The sequence below is a fragment of the Rhodococcus sp. ACPA4 genome, assembly GCF_002300185.1.
Classification (GTDB): Bacteria; Actinomycetota; Actinomycetes; order Mycobacteriales; family Mycobacteriaceae; genus Rhodococcus_F; species Rhodococcus_F globerula.
Genome location: NZ_NSDY01000001.1, coordinates 243569 through 260341, shown reverse-complemented (window position 1 = coordinate 260341; position 16773 = coordinate 243569). Strand labels below are relative to the sequence as shown.

Here is a 16773-nt window from a genome sequence, read left to right as displayed (position 1 = left end):
CCTCATGAACAAACGATGGTGGTGGGTGATCGGCTCCGCGGTGGCCGTAGTGCTGGCAGTCGTACTTGCCGGACCCTGGGTGTACGCAAATTTCATTCACGGTGATCAGCCGGACGCGCTCGGACTGAGCGACGACGCCGCTCCCGCCGACGCGTCGGCAGAAATCGACGGTACGTGGACCGTCGGGCCCGGATCGAAGGCCGGCTACGAAGTGTGGGAAACGCTCCAGGGACAACGGGTCTTCGTCCGCGGACAGACCGAGAAAGTCAGCGGCACCGCGACCGTCGAATCCGAGAAGCTGACCGAGGGAACCGTCGAGGTCGCCGTTGCCACCATCGCAACCGACGACGGCCGACGCGACTTCCAGTTCAGCAACTCCGTGATGAACGCCAGCAAGTTCCCCAAGGCGACGTTCACCATCACCGAACCCGTTGACCTGAGCACAGTCCCAGCCGACGGCACCATCACCACCATCCCGATCACCGGCGAGCTCACTCTCAAGGGCGAAACCCGTCCGGTGACAACTGATTTCGATATCCGTAGGTCGGCTGCCGGAATCGAAGCCGCCGGCGCCATCGATGTCACGTGGACCGATTACAAGATCGACAAGCCCACCATGTTCGCCAACATCATCGTCGAGGATGCCGGCCAGATTCAGTTCTCGATCATCCTGTCCAAGTAGTTCGCCGCGACTCGGGAACCGACCAGCGCACGCGCCCACGTGGATTCGCGCGCAGGCCCGTTCCCGAGTTTTGCATAATCCGCCACCACCCGATCCGGGCGCACGAGAACTGCGCGGGCGCGGTGTCGATCCATCCACGACGACACCGCGCGACCGGTTTCGTCACTACCGACGAGCACTTCCACAGCTCCGAGCGCCGACGCGAGAACCCTGAGATGGGTGTCCATCTCACCGCGATACACCAGAGAAAAACCAGTGCCAAGACGATCGTCGTCCCCGGCATGTGGCTGTGGAAACATCAATCCGACAGGGTTTCTCTCCAACACGGGGCGCCTCGCCAACAGCCCTGCCCGCAGCCTCGGAGAAATCGACTTCATCGCCGGTCCACTGAACCCCGGCACTCGGCACACCGCTGTCAGGATGGATTGACGCGCCTGCGAGATGAAGCCCTTTCCGCCGGCCATCACCCAGCCGATCGCCACAGCAGCTCGAACAATCTGCGTCACATGCGGTTTCCGTTCCTCCTGATAGCTGTCGAGGATCGACCGTTCAGCAGTGCCGTCCACCACCGCCGCCAGCTTCCACGCCAGATTGGCCGCGTCACGCAACCCTGCACCCATGCCTTGCCCGATGAAGGGTGGCGTCAAGTGCGCGGCATCGCCGAGCAGGAAGACGCCCCCGCGCCCCCACACGTCGGCCACAGCGGCACGGAATGTGTATCCGGTATGACGCAGCACTTCCGCTGCCTCCCAGGGCACCTCGCGGAACCACGGTGCCAGTAATGCGCGTAAAGAATCCGCTGACGCGAGTTCGTCGACGCTCTCCCCGGGATTGATCCGGAACTCCCACCGGTAGCGGTCTGGGCCGATCTGCATGAACGTCGACGGGCGCGACGGGTCGCACACTTGGTAGACGCCATCCCACACGTCGAGGGAGACGCCGCACCGCACATCGACAACCAACCAGAGTTCTTCGAAATGGAGATCACGCATCTTCGTGCCGAGGAACTCGCGGGTCCGACTGTTCGCGCCGTCGCATCCGAGCACAAAGTCAGCAGTGACTGTGCGCCTCGCTCCGGAATCCTGTTCCACCAGTTCAACTTCGACAACGGAATCCACGCTGCGAGTCACTGTCGCCTCCACCCCGGCGACTACGGTGGCTGCGGGAAAGCCCGCAAGATTGTGCCTGAGCAGGTTCTCGAGGTCAGGCTGATCGAACATATTCGCCTGGGGCCAGCCGTGTTCTCCGACGCCCTCACGGCGTAACTCCAACAGGGTTTCCAAACTGCCGTCCACCAACCGCATCCCTCTGGCGGTTTTGCTGATTGCGGCGAATTCGTCAGCTACACCCAGCTTTTGGAGTATCCGGTGGACCTCGTCGTCGAGGTGCACCGCACGGGGCAGCGGGTAGATGCCGCGGTGGCGTTCGACGACCATGGTCTCGACACCACGTTGGGCGAGCAACGTCGCGGCGGCAATACCAGTCGGTCCGGCTCCGATGATCAGTACAGCTACATGTTGGGCGTGCGTTGGCACCGATGCTCCAGAGTTCGACGTGCAAGAGTTCGATCATCTGTGGGCGGGCCCGCTGCGTCAAGGGGTTCCTCAGCCAGATTAACCCGGAGACCGGGATACATCGGAGACTAGAAACAACAAAACCCTGACCGCGCCGGAGCGCAGATCAGGGTTTTGTCATTCGGTGGGCGCGGAGGGTTTCGAACCCCCGACCGCTGGTGTGTAAAACCAGAGCTCTACCACTGAGCTACACGCCCGAACTCCCGGCGAGAACCTCACCGGGAGTGCTCTAAGACTCTAGCGCGGCAATCGCATTTGCCCAAAGCGCGTGGTCACGGGCCTCTCCGGGGCCATTCATCTCGGCAAAACGAATGATTCCGTCCTTGTCGATGACAAAGGTTCCACGGTTAGCGAAGCCCAGCTTGTCGTTGAACACGCCGTACTTCTGCGCAACCTCACCGTGCGGCCAGAAATCGGAGAGCAACGGGAAGGTGTAGCCCTGCTCGGCGGACCAGATCTTGTGTGTCGGCGAAGCGCCGACGGAGATGGCCAGGATTGCCGTGTCGTCGTTTTCGAACGTCGGAAGCTCGTCGCGGACCTTGCAGAGTTCGCCCTGGCATGTTCCGGTGAAAGCCAACGGGTAGAAGACGAGCAGAACGTTTTTCTTACCGCGGAAGTCTGCGAGGGAGACTTCCTGGTTGTTCTGATCCTTCAACGTGAATTCCGGTGCCTGAGCACCAACTTCGAGAGGCATGGATTTCATCCTTCACTGACGATAGGAAAAGTTTCGGAAATACGACAGTGCATCGGACGTCGCACTTGCGTCATCCGATGCACTGTTGCTTGATGCCGGCTTGATCAGCGCTTGCCTGCCGGGCGAGCCTTCGGCTGAACGAGTCGGCTTGCCGACCAGTCACCGAGGTTCGCAGCAGACGTCTGAGTCAGTCCTGCTGTAGGGGCAGATTCAGCGATCTCGCTGGGCTCGACGTGTCCGTCGCGCCCTGTCTTAGGTGTGAGAACCCAGACAAAACCTTCGTCTGCGAGAGGACCGATGGCATCCATCAGAGCGTCGACAAGGTCTCCGTCTTCGTCGCGCCACCACAGCAGCACGACATCAATGACTTCGTCCGAATCCTCGTCGAGCATTTCCCCGCCGATGGTTTCCTCAACCGCGGCACGAATGCCGTCGTCGGTATCCTCATCCCAGCCCAGTTCCTGCACCACCATATCGGCAGTAATCCCGAGTTTCTGAGCGTAGTTCTGGGCATCCGCCGCGGCGACCACGGTGGGGTCCTCCTTTTGTTGATGGTGCACGGAGTCCCCGCGCACCGACCGTTTAACGTTCGATTAGGGAAAGCGAACATGGTCGAAGGCGTTAGCGCAAGCCGACCACGCCGAAAACTTTTCCGGATTTGTGTCCGCAGACACGCCCGGAACCCTACGCCTTCGAAAATCTGCAGGTCACAGCGCTCCGCATTCGGTGCGGATCGAATCCCGAATTGAATTGGTTGTATCGGTGATCGAATTGATTTCGTCCGGCGAATGGTCGCGCTTGACGACGCCGGCGATCGACCGGAGGTTGTCGGCCAGGTCTCCGAACAGTCCGGACAGCGCGGCTGGAACGTCCGCGGTCGCGGTGTCGAGCCACCCTGCGAATTCGTCTGCCGAGGACGCAGCTGCCTGCGCTTTGCTCGTCACGTCGGACTCGTCGTTGTTGTTGGCGTCGATGTAGGCGTTGAAGACGGCCACGTCGTCCTTCGATCGGCGTATCAGCTCTTCACAGGTCTGGAACGCGATCTCGACCGCGTCGGCTGCAGCTTTCGACGACGATGCTGCAATCGACGCCGTCACCTCGGCCTGATAGGCAGCAGCCTGCACCCTGTTCGGAGTCGGTGATCCCTCGACGGCACCCGAACACCCCACGATCACCACAGAACCCACCGTCAACGCGCCGATCGCGACAACTAATCCACGACGTCGATACCGGTCCACGCTTTTTCCCGATCCCCTGACCGGTCCCGCCTTCATCACCGACGAATCCCCCCTCACATCGCGTTGCCACCGGCAACTCTTGCAGCCGAACGTCGAACTCGAGAACGCTACCCGACGGTAACCGGGGCCACAGTGTGCCGGGCCGACCGGGATGGTGAAAGATGAGGTACGCGCCATATTCATCATGGAAGTGGATCGGACCTAACAAGGTCCCGGTCACCTACGTAAGGACGCCCAACCACGCGTCCCTAACCCCTCTGAGGAGCACACGTTGTCTGACCTGATCCAGGGTCCCTCGTCCGAGCCGAACGCCGAGTCCGGGGGCACGGGAGTGCCAGGTTCACCATCCCCAAGCGCACCCCCTGGAGCGGACGGCCGTGTTCGCGTCATTCGCGAAGGCGTCGCGTCGTACCTGCCGGACATCGACCCGGACGAAACCACTGAATGGCTCGAGTCGTTCGACGGACTTCTGGATCGATCAGGACCGACCCGCGCCCGCTACCTGATGCTGCGCATGCTCGAACGCGCCGGCGAGAAGCACGTCGCACTGCCCGCTCTGACGTCCACCGACTACGTCAACACGATCCCGACCGAGAACGAACCGTGGTTCCCGGGCGACGAAGAAGTCGAACGCCGTTACCGCGCTTGGATCCGCTGGAACGCAGCCATCATGGTGCACCGCGCGCAACGCCCCGGCGTCGGCGTCGGTGGCCACATCTCCACCTACGCGTCCTCCGCCGCCTTGTACGAGGTGGGCTTCAACCACTTCTTCCGCGGCAAGGATCATCCGGGCGGCGGCGACCACATCTTCATCCAGGGCCACGCCTCCCCCGGCATCTACGCGCGAGCGTTCCTCGAAGGCCGCATCCCGGCCGAGCAGATGGACGGCTTCCGTCAGGAGCAGAGCCACGCCGACAAGGGCGGCGGACTCCCGTCGTACCCGCACCCCCGCCTGCTCCCCGACTTCTGGGAGTTCCCGACGGTATCGATGGGCCTCGGCCCGATGAACGCCATCTACCAGGCGCGGTACAACCACTACCTCAACGATCGCGGCATCAAGGACACCACCGATCAGCATGTGTGGGCATTCCTCGGCGACGGCGAGATGGACGAGCCGGAGTCGCGCGGTCTTGCACACGTCGCGGCGACCGAAGGCCTCGACAATCTGACGTTTGTCGTCAACTGCAACCTGCAGCGCCTCGACGGCCCGGTTCGCGGCAACGGCAAGATCATCCAGGAGCTGGAGTCGTTCTTCCGCGGCGCAGGCTGGAACGTCATCAAGGTCGTATGGGGCCGCGAGTGGGATTCGCTGCTGCACGCCGACAAGGACGGCGCGCTCGTCAACCTGATGAACGTGACTCCGGACGGCGACTTCCAGACGTACAAGGCCAACGACGGCGCGTTCGTGCGTGATCACTTCTTCGGTCGCGACCCGCGCACCAAGGAACTGGTCAAGGACCTCACCGATCCGGAAATCTGGAACCTCAAGCGTGGTGGCCACGACTACCGCAAGGTTCACGCCGCATACGCCGCCGCGATGGCTCACAAGGGCCAGCCGACGGTCATCCTCGCGCACACCATCAAGGGCTACACGCTCGGCAAGCACTTCGAGGGCCGCAACGCGACGCACCAGATGAAGAAGCTGACGCTGGACGACCTGAAGGCCTTCCGCGACATGCAGCACATCCCGATCTCGGATGCCGAGCTCGAGAAGGATCCGTATCTGCCTCCGTACTACCACCCAGGCAACGACGCTCCCGAGATCCAGTACATGCTCGATCGCCGCAAGGCACTCGGCGGTTTCCTGCCGTCCCGCAATACGGACGCAGCACCGCTGAAGCTTCCCGAGGACAAGACGTACGACGTCATCCGCAAGGGATCGGGCAAGCAGGAAGTGGCCACGACCATGGCCATCGTCCGCATCCTCAAGGAACTGCTGCGCGACAAGGAGATCGGCAAGCGCATCGTGCCGATCATCCCGGACGAGGCCCGCACCTTCGGTATGGACTCGTGGTTCCCGTCGCTGAAGATCTACAACCGCAACGGACAGCTCTACACGTCCGTCGACGCCGAACTCATGCTCGCCTACAAGGAGAGCCCGGTCGGCCAGATCCTGCACGAGGGCATCAACGAAGCCGGCTCGACGGCGTCGTTCACCGCGGTCGGCACGTCGTACGCCACGCACGGCGAACCGATGATTCCGCTGTACATCTTCTACTCGATGTTCGGTTTCCAGCGCACCGGCGACGGCCTGTGGGCAGCAGCCGACCAGATGGCCCGCGGATTTGTTCTCGGCGCAACCGCCGGTCGCACCACGCTGACCGGCGAGGGCTTGCAGCACGCCGACGGACATTCGCTGCTCCTGGCATCCACCAACCCGGCCGCGGTCACCTACGACGCGGCGTTCTCGTACGAGTTGGCGCACATCGTCAAGGACGGCCTGCGTCGTATGTACGGCGGTACCGAGGGTGTTGCCGGCTTCGGCGGCGAGAACATCTTCTACTACCTCACCATCTACAACGAGCCGTACGTGCAGCCTGCCGAGCCTGCCGACCTGGACGTCGAGGGACTGCTCAAGGGCATCTACCTCTACAAGGCATCCGATGCGCAGGGCCCGAAGGCTCAGATCCTCGTTTCCGGTGTTGCCATGCCGGAAGGCCTGCGGGCTCAGCAGATGCTCGCAGACGACTGGGGTGTCTCGGCTGACATCTGGTCCGTCACGTCGTGGGGCGAACTGCGCCGCGAGGGTGTCGAGTGCGAGCGTCAGGCTCTGCTCAACCCGGGCGTCGACGCTCCGGTTCCCTTCGTCACCAACGCGTTGGCGTCGGCGCAGGGTCCCGTTGTGGCGGCATCGGACTGGATGCGCGCCGTCCCGGATCAGATCCGCCAGTGGGTTCCGGGCGACTACATCACGCTGGGCACCGACGGATTCGGATTCTCCGATACCCGCACTGCCGCTCGTCGTTACTTCAACGTCGATGCCGAGTCGATCGCCGTGGCCGTGCTCAACGGTCTGGCCAAGGAAGGTTCGATCGACCGAAGCAAGGCCGTCGAGGCAGCTGGTCGGTACCGCATCGACGATGTGAATGCTGCTCCCGAGCAGACCGGGGACACCGGTAGCGCATAGTTTCCACCGCTACCGATAACCACTTCCGCCCATTGCTGCGGGTGTCATCACGACATCCGCAGCGATGGGCGTAGGTTTTTGTCATGCCTGATCCTGATTCTGATGTGCCTGCATCCGGGGTACCTCCGGTAGGAGTACGACGCATCCGGTCGTCGACTTCCGGGTTGCAGGCGTCGCTGTCGCGGCGGCGTCAGGTTCGCGATCCACTGCCCGAGGCTTTGCTGCGGCGGGTCAAACAGTTCTCCGGACGGCTGGCGACCGAAGCCGTGACGGTCATGGAGGAACAACTCCCGTTCTTCGACACCCTGGACGCGTCCCACCGCGCAGACGTTCAACTTTTGGTGCAGACGTCAGTGGTGAATTTCCTCGAATGGCTCAGGCAGTTGGATTCGGAGATCAGCTTCGGATACGAGTCCTTTCCGGTCATTCCTCAAGAGTTGGCGCGGCGGCTGACGCTGCGGCAGACGGTCGACATGGTTCGCGTTGCCATGGAGTTCTTCGAGAAGTGGTTGCCGGCGTTGGCTCGCAACGATCAGCAGCTCATCGCGTTGACCGAGGCTGTTCTTCGGTACGGACGTGAACTCGGATTTGCTGCTGCATCGGTGTACGCCAGCGCCGCTGAATCGCGTGGCGCATTGGACAGCCGACTGGAAGCACTGGTGGTCGACGCCGTTGTGCGCGGCGATACCGGCTCGGACATGCTCTCGCGCGCTGCCACGTTGAATTGGGATGCAACTGCTCCGGCAACGGTCATCGTCGGATCACCGCCGCCCGATGAACGGGTCTCGGTCGCAGGAACCGTCCACGCCACTGCTGCGGCCCACGGCCGAGCGGTACTCGCAGTCGTTCAGGGCAGCCGCCTGGTGATGGTTGTCAGCGGCGACGTGACCAGCAAGTCCGCGCAGAGCGAGTTCATGCAGGATCTTCTGCGAAGCTTCGCGGGCGGCCCGGTGGTGATCGGCCCGACGACCCCAAGTCTGAGCGCCGCGCATTTCAGTGCGTCTGAGGCTTTTGCCGGAATCAAAGCGGTCGTGGGATGGCGGGGAGCGCCGCGCCCGGTGTTTGCGACGGAGCTACTGCCGGAACGCGCACTACTCGGCGATCAAGCTGCCGTCGACGCTCTCCAGGATCATCTCGTTACTCCGTTGGCGGAAAGTGGCTCCGTCTTGACCGACACTTTGGACACTTATCTCGACTGTGGAGGTGCGGTTGAGACTTGTGCACGTCAGCTGTTTGTTCATCCAAATACGGTGCGATACCGCCTGAAACGAATTACCGAAGTGACCGGTCGGGATCCAACCAATCCACGCGACGCGTACGTCCTGCGTATAGCCGCTACCGTGGGCCGATTAAGCGAAATCGATAACAAATCGGACACAACGTTCACTCCCGTCACACCGTTCACAGTGTGACAAATTGCCTTGTAACCCTTTCGCGTCCAATTCCGATGAGCAAACGCGACGTGGGAATTTGTGGGAAACCTACAAAACACACCACCAGAGTTCATCGCCACCGACATCTCGAACTTCACTGCTGCCAGTGTTCTCTTAATAAGTGATTTCCTTGCTTGCCCCCGGACAGGGCTCTCAGACACCCGGCATGCTCAGCCCATGGCTGGCATTGCCCGGAGCGCAAGACCGCCTGGAAATGTGGTCGAAAGCCGCAGGTCTCGACCTCGTCCGTCTCGGAACCACCGCGACCGCGGAAGAAATCACGGACACGTCCGTGACTCAGCCCCTGGTCGTCGCAGCAGCACTTCTTGCCTACGAGGAAATCGAATCGCAGGGCCTCCTCGGAACTGACGTCATTGCCGCCGGTCACTCGGTTGGCGAACTCGCCGCGGCGGCAATCGCGGGCGTCATCACTGCTGACGAAGCTGTCGCACTCGCAGCACTGCGCGGCGCGGAGATGGCCAAGGCATGTGCACTCGAGCCCACCGGCATGTCCGCGGTCCTCGGCGGTGACGAAGCCGAGGTACTGGCCCGCATCGAGGAACTCGGACTCGAAGCCGCTAACCGAAATGCTGCGGGTCAGATTGTTGCAGCCGGTTTACTCAGCGCCCTCGAAGAGCTTGCTGCCAGCGCACCCGAGAAGGCTCGCGTGCGGGCACTTCCCGTCGCCGGTGCCTTCCACACCCGATTCATGGCTCCGGCCCAGGACGCTGTTGCAGCTGCTGCCGCCAAGATCACCCCGTCTGATCCCACGCGCACGCTGCTGTCCAACTCGGACGGCGCACCGGTCTCCTCCGGTGCCGACGCACTCACCAAACTTGCCGCGCAGGTAACTCGACCCGTTCGTTGGGACCTCTGCTCCGCTTCGTTGCGGACCGCAGAAGTCACCGCGATCGTCGAACTCCCGCCGGCCGGAACCCTCGTCGGTATTGCCAAGCGCGAAATGCGTGGCACTCCGACGGTGGCACTCAAGAACCCGGAGGATATCTCCGCTCTTTCCGGACTGACCTAGCCCGGGCGCTTCACCCTGAGTTCAGCTGACCAGAAGCTGGACTTGGTTCACCACCTCAATCGATCAAGAAGGGAGCCACACCAGTGGCCCACACTCAGGAAGAAATCATCGCGGAACTCGGCCAGATCGTCGAGGAGGTCACCGGAATCGAGCCTTCCGAGGTCACCGCTGACAAGTCGTTCGTCGACGACCTCGATATCGACTCCCTGTCCATGGTCGAGATCGCAGTTCAGACGGAAGACAAGTACGGCGTCAAGGTTCCGGACGAGGACCTGGCCGGCCTGCGCACCGTCGGCGACATCGTCGCGTACATCCAGAAGCTCGAAGCCGAAGGCGCCGAAGCCAAGAACGCAGAGTGAGCCGACCGTGACTTCCGCTTCTACCCGCAGGGGGAAATTTCCCGACATCGTTGTCACGAGCCTCGCGACGACGACGTCGGTGGCTGGTGATGTGGATGGCACGTGGAAGGCTTTGCTCGCCGGCGAAAGCGGCATCGGAGTCCTCGACGACCCGTTCATCGACGAATTCGACCTTCCGATTCGCATCGGCGGGCACCTCAAAGTTTCACCGGACGAGGGTCTGTCGAGAGTTGAAATCCGACGGATGAGCTGGGTCGAACGACTCGCGCTGACCCTCGGCCGGACTGTGTGGAGCAATGCCGGCAGTCCCGAGGTCGATCAGGACCGCCTCGCGGTTGTCATCGGCACCGGACTGGGCGGCGGCGACACGCTGATCGACGCAGTCGACAAGCTTCGCGGAGGTGGATACCGCAAGGTGTCCCCGTTCTCGGTGCAGATGGTCATGCCGAACGGGCCGGCAGCAACGGTGGGACTCGAGCTCGGCGCCCGTGGTGGCGTCATTACTCCCGTCTCCGCATGTTCGTCGGGTTCCGAAGCGATCGCCCACGCTCACCGCATGCTTGTCATGGGTGACGTGGACATGGTGGTGGCCGGCGGAGTCGAGAGCTTCATCGACGCCGTTCCCATCGCAAGTTTTGCCATGATGCGTGCGATGAGCACCAATAACGACAATCCGACCGCGGCTTCGCGTCCGTTCGACAAGGACCGCGACGGATTTGTGTTCGGTGAAGCCGGCGCGCTGATGATCCTCGAAACCGAGGAGCATGCAAAGGCGCGTGGCGCCACGATTCACGCACGTTTGTTGGGCGCGGGAATCACATCCGACGGTTACCACATCGTGGCACCGCATCCCGAGGGTCTGGGCGCGGCTCGAGCCATGACGCGGGCAATCGAGATGGCCGGTCTCTCGAAGGCCGACATCAAGCACATCAATGCTCACGCCACCGCGACGCCGATCGGCGACATCGCAGAGGCAACGGCAATCAACTCCGCCGTGGGCAACCACGCGGCGGTGTACGGACCGAAATCCGCACTGGGACACTCGATCGGCGCTGTCGGTGCCCTCGAGTCCGTTCTGACGGTTCTGGCTGTGCGCGACGGGATCATTCCGCCGACGCTCAATCTCGACAACCAGGATCCAGAGATCGATCTCGACGTCGTCAAGGGCGAAGCCCGAACCGGCAGTTTCGATTTCGCACTGAACAACTCGTTCGGTTTCGGTGGGCACAATGTTGCGCTCGCTTTCGGCCGGGCATAGCCAGTCGTTGACCTTGTCCGCGGGTGATGTTGGAACGGAAATGACAACATCACCCGCGGGCACACCGATCGGCATTTCTGCCGAAGGCACGTATTGAAGGAGGACGCGATGACCATCCTGGCCCCCGTGACTAAGTCCGAATCGTCGACAGATCCGCGTGATCCCCTTGCGCGCCTGGAGAATCTGTTCGATCCGGGAACCACGGTTCCGCTTCACCCGCGCGACAAGTCAGGTGTGCTCGCCGCATCCGGAAAAATCGACGGCGTCCGCACCATCGCCTACTGTTCCGACGCCACCGTCATGGGTGGCGCCATGGGCCTCGACGGATGCAAGCATCTGGTCGACGCCATCAACACCGCCATCGACGAGCAGACCCCCATCGTGGGGCTCTGGCATTCCGGTGGCGCTCGCCTCGCTGAAGGCGTCGAAGCTCTGCACGCTGTCGGACTTGTCTTCGAGGCAATGGTCCGCGCATCAGGCCTTATCCCACAGATTTCGGTTGTCCTCGGATTTGCCGCAGGCGGCGCCGCGTACGGGCCGGCTTTGACCGACGTCGTCATCATGGCGCCCGAAGGTCGAGTGTTCGTCACCGGACCCGACGTCGTACGCAGTGTGACCGGCGAACAGGTCGACATGGTCTCGCTCGGCGGACCGGACACCCACAGCAAGAAGTCAGGCGTCGCACACATCGCCGCGCATGACGAGTCCGACGCCCTGCACCGGGCCCGCCGACTCGTGTCCATGCTCTGCGACCAAGGCACCTTCGATCAGCGCGCCGCCGAACTCGGCGATTCCGATTTGCGGGCGATGATGCCGGCGTCGGCGAAGCGCGCATACGACGTGCGTCCGATCGTTCACGAACTGCTCGACAACGTCGAAGGTGAATCGAGTTTCGAAGAGCTGCAAGGTAACTACGCGCGCAGCATCGTCACAGGATTCGGCCGGATGGCCGGTCGCACTGTTGGTGTCATTGCCAACAATCCGCTGCGACTCGGCGGCTGCCTCAACTCCGAGAGCGCCGAGAAGGCCGCGCGATTCGTTCGCCTCTGCAATGCCTTCGGTGTGCCACTCGTCGTAGTCGTCGACGTCCCCGGATATCTCCCCGGCGTGTCGATGGAATGGGAAGGCGTCGTCCGCCGCGGGGCAAAGCTGTTGCATGCCTTTGCCGAAGCCAGCGTCCCCCGCGTCACCGTTGTCACCCGAAAGATCTACGGCGGCGCCTACATTGCCATGAATTCACGGGCCCTCGGTGCCACGGCTGTATTTGCGTGGCCGAATTCCGAGGTCGCCGTCATGGGCGCAAAGGCCGCGGTGGGCATCCTGCACAAGCGCGCCCTCGCCGCCGCTCCCGACGACGAACGCGAAGCCCTCCACGACCGGTTGGCCGCTGAACACGAAGCCATCGCAGGCGGCGTCGACCGGGCCGTCGAGATGGGTGTGGTGGATCGGGAAATCGATCCCGCGAAGACTCGCAGTATCGTCACGGCCGCCCTTGCCGCCGCTCCGAATGTGCGTGGGCAGCACAAGAATATTCCGCTGTAGGAACGCGTCGAACGCAAGGTGAGCCCCGCCGATAACGGCGAGGCTCACCTTTTCATTCACGCTTGCGGATCAGCTGACGCGGCGGTGCAACCACATCACTTCAGCGCCCTCGCCGGAGCATCGATACGGTTCCAACTCTTCGTCCCAGGGCGCCCCCATTGCCCGGTCGATTTCTCCGACGATGTCGCCGCCCGCGTCGATGATGGATCGAAGCCGCAGTTCGCCGACAACAACGTCTCCGTTGGCACTGGTTGAACCGCGCCACAGACCGAGACTGGGAACGTGGCTGTAGCGCTCACCGTCCACGCCGGCACTGGGGTTCTCGGTGACCTCGAATCGAAGCTTCGGCCACGCCCGTAGTGAATCCACCAGTCGGGCACCGGTTCCGACGGGCCCCGACCAATCCGTTGTTGCACGCAGCAGTCCATTGTCTGCCAACTGCGATGTCCACCGCAGTTTGGCAGGACAGCCCAACGCGGCGGACAAAGCCCAATCCACGTGCGGGCACAGCGCTGCGGGTGACGAGTGGATGAAGACCACACCAGTCGTCAGTTCCGCGAGGTGATTCGGTTGCACTCGAGCCTCCTGCTTCGACGAGGGACGTCTTCCCCAACGACCTCTGTCGAATGTGTGAAGCAGGCTCGATTGAATAGTGTGCCTGTGTTACCCGTGTTGCGCTAGTGGAACAAGAGAAAATTGTTACCGAATGTCCGTTATAACGTGATCGGACAATTCAGTCCATAGCGGCTTTGCCCAATCACCGAAGGCGCGATCGGTCAGGACAACGCAGGCAGCGTCGATATCGGGATCCACCCACAGGAAGGTTCCGGACTGACCGAAATGGCCGAAAGTCGACGCGGAATTCTCGCGTCCGGTCCAATGCGGATTCTTTTGTCCGCGTATTTCGAAGCCCAATCCCCAATCATTAGGCCGCTTGGAGCCGTATCCCGGCAAAATGCCGTTGAGCCCGGGGAATTGCACCGAGGTCGCCGTTTTGTACGTCTGCGGTGAAATCAGCGTCGGGGCTAGTAGTTCAGCAGCGAAGCCGGCCAGGTCGGCCGCCGATGCCTGCGCTCCGTGGCCCGCCGGGCCGACCAGCGCCGCGCTCGTCATCTTCAGCGGTTCGAACACCGCCTCAGCCAGGTAGTCGGCAAACGGAATCGAGGTTTCGTGTTCGACCAATTCGGCAAGCACCTCGAATCCCGCACTCGAATAGATCCGCTTCGACGCGACGGGAGCTTGGACGGTCCGCTCACCGAAGGCCAGGCCGGACGCGTGAGCCAGCAGATGCCGCACCGTGGATCCTTCGGGGCCTGCTGGTTGATCCAGCTCGACGGCGCCTTCCTCCACGGCAACCAGAATTGCGTAGGCGCACAGGAGTTTTGTTACCGAAGCCAATGGGAACACGCGGTTCTGGTCGCCGTTCGACGCAGAAATGCGGCCGCCCCCGCCGGAATGTTCTCCCGTGAGGACGACCGCTGCCGCATTGTCGACGGGCCACTGATCGATGACGTCAAGACTGTGCACCCGATCAGACTACTGGCCCACGAATTCAGCTGTAGATCACCAGTCCGCTTCGGTGTAACGGATCACGCCGCGGATATTCTTGCCGTCCAGCATGTCCTGGTAGCCGTCGTTGACACCTTCGAGGGTGTAGGTGCGGGTGACCATGTCGTCGAGGTTGAGCTTGCCCGCCTTGTACATCGCGAGCAGGTTCGGAACGTCCTGGCGGGCGTTGCCGCCGCCGAAGATGTTGCCCTGGAGGTCCTTCTGCAGCATCGACATCAGGAACAGATTGAGCTTGACGTCCATGTCCGTCAGATGCCCCATCGCAGTGACAACACAACGTCCGGCCTTGGCCGTAAGGATCATCGCCTCTTCGACGTATTCGCCCTTCATCTCACCGACGGTGATGATGGTCTTCTGCGCCATCCGTCCGTGTGTCGCCTCGATGATGGGTTGAATTGCCGCAGCAGCACTCTCGAACGCGTGGGTGGCACCGAACTTCAGAGCCTGCTCACGCTTCCACGGCACCGGGTCGATGGCAAAGACGTACCGCGCACCGGATGCAACGGCACCCTGCAGCGCGCTGATTCCCACGCCGCCGACGCCCATGATGACAACGTCCTCGCCTGGCTTGACGTCGGCAATGTGCGTCGCAGATCCCCAACCGGTGGGCACGCCGCAACCGACAAGCGCGGCAACCTCGAACGGGATGTCCTTGTCGATCTTCACCACCGAGGACTGGTTCACCACCATGTACGGGGCAAACGTTCCGAGCAAGCACATCGGGATCACGTTCTCGCCGCGAGCCTGAATTCGGTACGTGCCGTCACTGATTGCCTGACCGCTGAGGAGTCCCATGCCGAGGTCGCAGAGATTCTGATGTCCGGCCGAACACGCGGGACAAGTTCCACATGCCGGGATGAAGGACAGCACGACGTGGTCGCCCACCTCGAGACCTGAGACCTCGGGGCCGAGTTTGGTGATGACGCCCGAGCCTTCGTGGCCGCCCATCACGGGGAACGACGGCATCGGCGTGGCGCCGGTGACGATGTGGTGATCGGAGTGGCACATTCCGGCCGCTTCCATGCGGATCTGGACTTCGCCGGCTACCGGATCGCCGATCTCGATCTCCTCGACGGACCATTTCTCGCCCAGGCCCCACAGGATTGCACCCTTGGTCTTCACGTCAGTTCACCCTTTCATTCGCACACCCGCATCTATCACTGTGACCATAGCCACAAATAGCGGAAATTGGAACGTGTTCTAACGAAAGTTTTCGTGCCGCAGGTCAGACGTCCAATTGAGCAGGGAAAACACGTGCCGGGTATTTCGGAATCGGCCCGCTCAGTGGGACAACCTCTCAATGGGACAACTCTGCCGACCACGGCGGGTCCGCGCCGGGTCGTGACACCGTGACGGCAGCCGCACGCGCCGCAAACTCCAGCGCCGCCTGCCATTGAGGTGCCGTGAAGCTGCGAACAGCTGCCGGATCGAGTGCGTCGTGGCGCTCCAAGTAAGCCAACAGAGCGCCGTGCACCGTGTCCCCCGCTCCGATGGTGTCGGCAACGCGAACCGTCGGCGCCGGTACCGAAACCTCGAATCCCGATGTCAGCACTGTCAATCCATCGCCGCCTCGCGTCAACAAGATTGCTCCGACACCGTCGGCCAGCCACTCACGACCGTCGACCGAACCCAGCCACGCCGCGTCGTCGTCGCTCACTTTGAGAATGTCGATGGACGGCAACCAGGTGCGGAACCGTCGACGGTACGCGTCGGGGTCGCTGATGACGGCCGGTCGAATATTGGGGTCCACCATGGTCAGTCGTCCGCGTCGATGCGCCTCGAACAGCAACGCTTCGTACGCCGACGCTCCGGGTTCCAAGACCAGCGAGAGGGTTCCGAACGAGAAGGCGCGGGCGTCGGGAAGTTCCGGCGCACTGAAAAGCCGATCCGCTGTCCCCTCCAGATAGAAGCTGTACCGGGCGCTGCCGTCGTCGGAAAGATTGACGACGGCAAGTGTGGTCGGTTCAGGTCCCCGTTCCACCGCGCCGGTGTCGACGCCCGATGCGGTCAACGAGTCGATCATGCGATCACCGAACGCGTCGGACGACAATCGGGAGACAAACCCGACGGCCGACCCGAGTCTGCCCAACGCGAGTGCGACGTTGAACGGTCCGCCGCCGAGCTTGGGCGAGAAGTTCTCCCCCACCGGCACCAGATCGACCAGTCCCTCACCACACACCACGACGGATCGATTTCGGGTATCACTCATCGGTAGACCTTAACTTTGAGGCGATCATGCTAATGCCCTGCTCGGCGCGATCGAGTTC

At 62.4% G+C, this 16773-nt stretch carries 15 protein-coding genes and 1 tRNA gene; 7 read left to right on the top strand and 9 right to left on the bottom strand.

The genetic code is table 11. From position 1 onward, the window contains the following. The first annotated feature begins 4 nt into the window (after window positions 1-4). Window positions 5-682, top strand: a complete 678-nt coding sequence (locus tag CJ178_RS01195; RefSeq protein ID WP_045067125.1) for a YceI family protein — start codon at window positions 5-7, stop codon at window positions 680-682. Here the strand turns inward: CJ178_RS01195 and mhpA are convergent. The 5 genes from mhpA to CJ178_RS33130 all read right to left on the bottom strand — a co-directional run bounded on the left by mhpA (window position 655) and on the right by CJ178_RS33130 (window position 4188). Then, window positions 655-2217: a bifunctional 3-(3-hydroxy-phenyl)propionate/3-hydroxycinnamic acid hydroxylase MhpA gene (gene mhpA / locus CJ178_RS01190; RefSeq protein ID WP_095885938.1), complete on the bottom strand. Its 1563-nt coding sequence runs from the start codon at window positions 2215-2217 to the stop codon at window positions 655-657. The two genes, CJ178_RS01195 and mhpA, sit on opposite strands and share 28 nt — an antisense overlap. A 164-nt stretch (window positions 2218-2381) precedes the next feature. Further along, window positions 2382-2453: transfer RNA gene (locus CJ178_RS01185), tRNA-Val, on the bottom strand. A 32-nt stretch (window positions 2454-2485) separates the two neighbouring features. After that, the gene (locus tag CJ178_RS01180) at window positions 2486-2950 is read right to left on the bottom strand and encodes a peroxiredoxin (RefSeq protein ID WP_033233192.1); all 465 of its coding nucleotides are present in this window, start codon (window positions 2948-2950) and stop codon (window positions 2486-2488) included. A 104-nt stretch (window positions 2951-3054) separates the two neighbouring features. Next, on the bottom strand, window positions 3055-3480 hold the full coding sequence (locus CJ178_RS01175; RefSeq protein ID WP_033233108.1) for a DUF3052 domain-containing protein: 426 nt from the start codon (window positions 3478-3480) through the stop codon (window positions 3055-3057). A 177-nt stretch (window positions 3481-3657) separates the two neighbouring features. Beyond that, complete coding sequence (locus CJ178_RS33130) at window positions 3658-4188, bottom strand: hypothetical protein (protein ID WP_242484692.1); 531 nt, start codon at window positions 4186-4188, stop codon at window positions 3658-3660. Window positions 4189-4459: 271 nt separating this feature from the next. Here CJ178_RS33130 and aceE point away from each other — a divergent pair, with 271 nt between their 5' ends. From aceE to CJ178_RS01135, 6 genes are all read left to right on the top strand, one after another. Then, complete coding sequence (gene aceE, locus CJ178_RS01160) at window positions 4460-7315, top strand: pyruvate dehydrogenase (acetyl-transferring), homodimeric type (protein ID WP_095885936.1); 2856 nt, start codon at window positions 4460-4462, stop codon at window positions 7313-7315. 83 nt (window positions 7316-7398) lie between these two features. Next, window positions 7399-8727 carry a PucR family transcriptional regulator gene (locus tag CJ178_RS01155; protein ID WP_084702724.1) on the top strand — a complete coding sequence of 443 codons (1329 nt, stop codon included), beginning with the start codon at window positions 7399-7401 and terminating at the stop codon, window positions 8725-8727. Between the two features lie 142 nt (window positions 8728-8869). Beyond that, window positions 8870-9778: an ACP S-malonyltransferase gene (locus CJ178_RS01150; protein WP_095885935.1), complete on the top strand. Its 909-nt coding sequence runs from the start codon at window positions 8870-8872 to the stop codon at window positions 9776-9778. Window positions 9779-9861: 83 nt separating this feature from the next. Next, entirely contained in the window at window positions 9862-10137 is a 276-nt protein-coding gene (gene acpM / locus CJ178_RS01145) for a meromycolate extension acyl carrier protein AcpM (protein ID WP_033233096.1), read from the top strand. A gap of 7 nt (window positions 10138-10144) precedes the next feature. Next, a complete protein-coding gene (locus CJ178_RS01140; protein WP_033233094.1) occupies window positions 10145-11395 on the top strand; it encodes a KasA/KasB family beta-ketoacyl-ACP synthase in 1251 nt (416 codons plus the stop codon). A 108-nt stretch (window positions 11396-11503) separates the two neighbouring features. Then, window positions 11504-12937 carry an acyl-CoA carboxylase subunit beta gene (locus CJ178_RS01135; RefSeq protein WP_033233092.1) on the top strand — a complete coding sequence of 478 codons (1434 nt, stop codon included), beginning with the start codon at window positions 11504-11506 and terminating at the stop codon, window positions 12935-12937. Window positions 12938-13006: 69 nt separating this feature from the next. On the opposite strand, the gene CJ178_RS01130 is transcribed toward CJ178_RS01135, so the two are convergent. The 4 genes from CJ178_RS01130 to CJ178_RS01115 all read right to left on the bottom strand — a co-directional run bounded on the left by CJ178_RS01130 (window position 13007) and on the right by CJ178_RS01115 (window position 16715). After that, entirely contained in the window at window positions 13007-13513 is a 507-nt protein-coding gene (locus CJ178_RS01130; RefSeq protein WP_033233089.1) for a DUF3145 domain-containing protein, read from the bottom strand. A gap of 123 nt (window positions 13514-13636) precedes the next feature. Further along, entirely contained in the window at window positions 13637-14464 is an 828-nt protein-coding gene (locus CJ178_RS01125) for a serine hydrolase domain-containing protein (RefSeq protein WP_045067032.1), read from the bottom strand. Window positions 14465-14500: 36 nt separating this feature from the next. Next, window positions 14501-15628 carry an NDMA-dependent alcohol dehydrogenase gene (locus CJ178_RS01120; RefSeq protein WP_033233085.1) on the bottom strand — a complete coding sequence of 376 codons (1128 nt, stop codon included), beginning with the start codon at window positions 15626-15628 and terminating at the stop codon, window positions 14501-14503. A gap of 175 nt (window positions 15629-15803) precedes the next feature. Then, window positions 15804-16715 (bottom strand): carbohydrate kinase family protein, encoded by a 912-nt coding sequence (locus tag CJ178_RS01115; protein ID WP_095885934.1) that lies wholly within the window; start codon window positions 16713-16715, stop codon window positions 15804-15806. Window positions 16716-16773 lie beyond the last annotated feature (58 nt).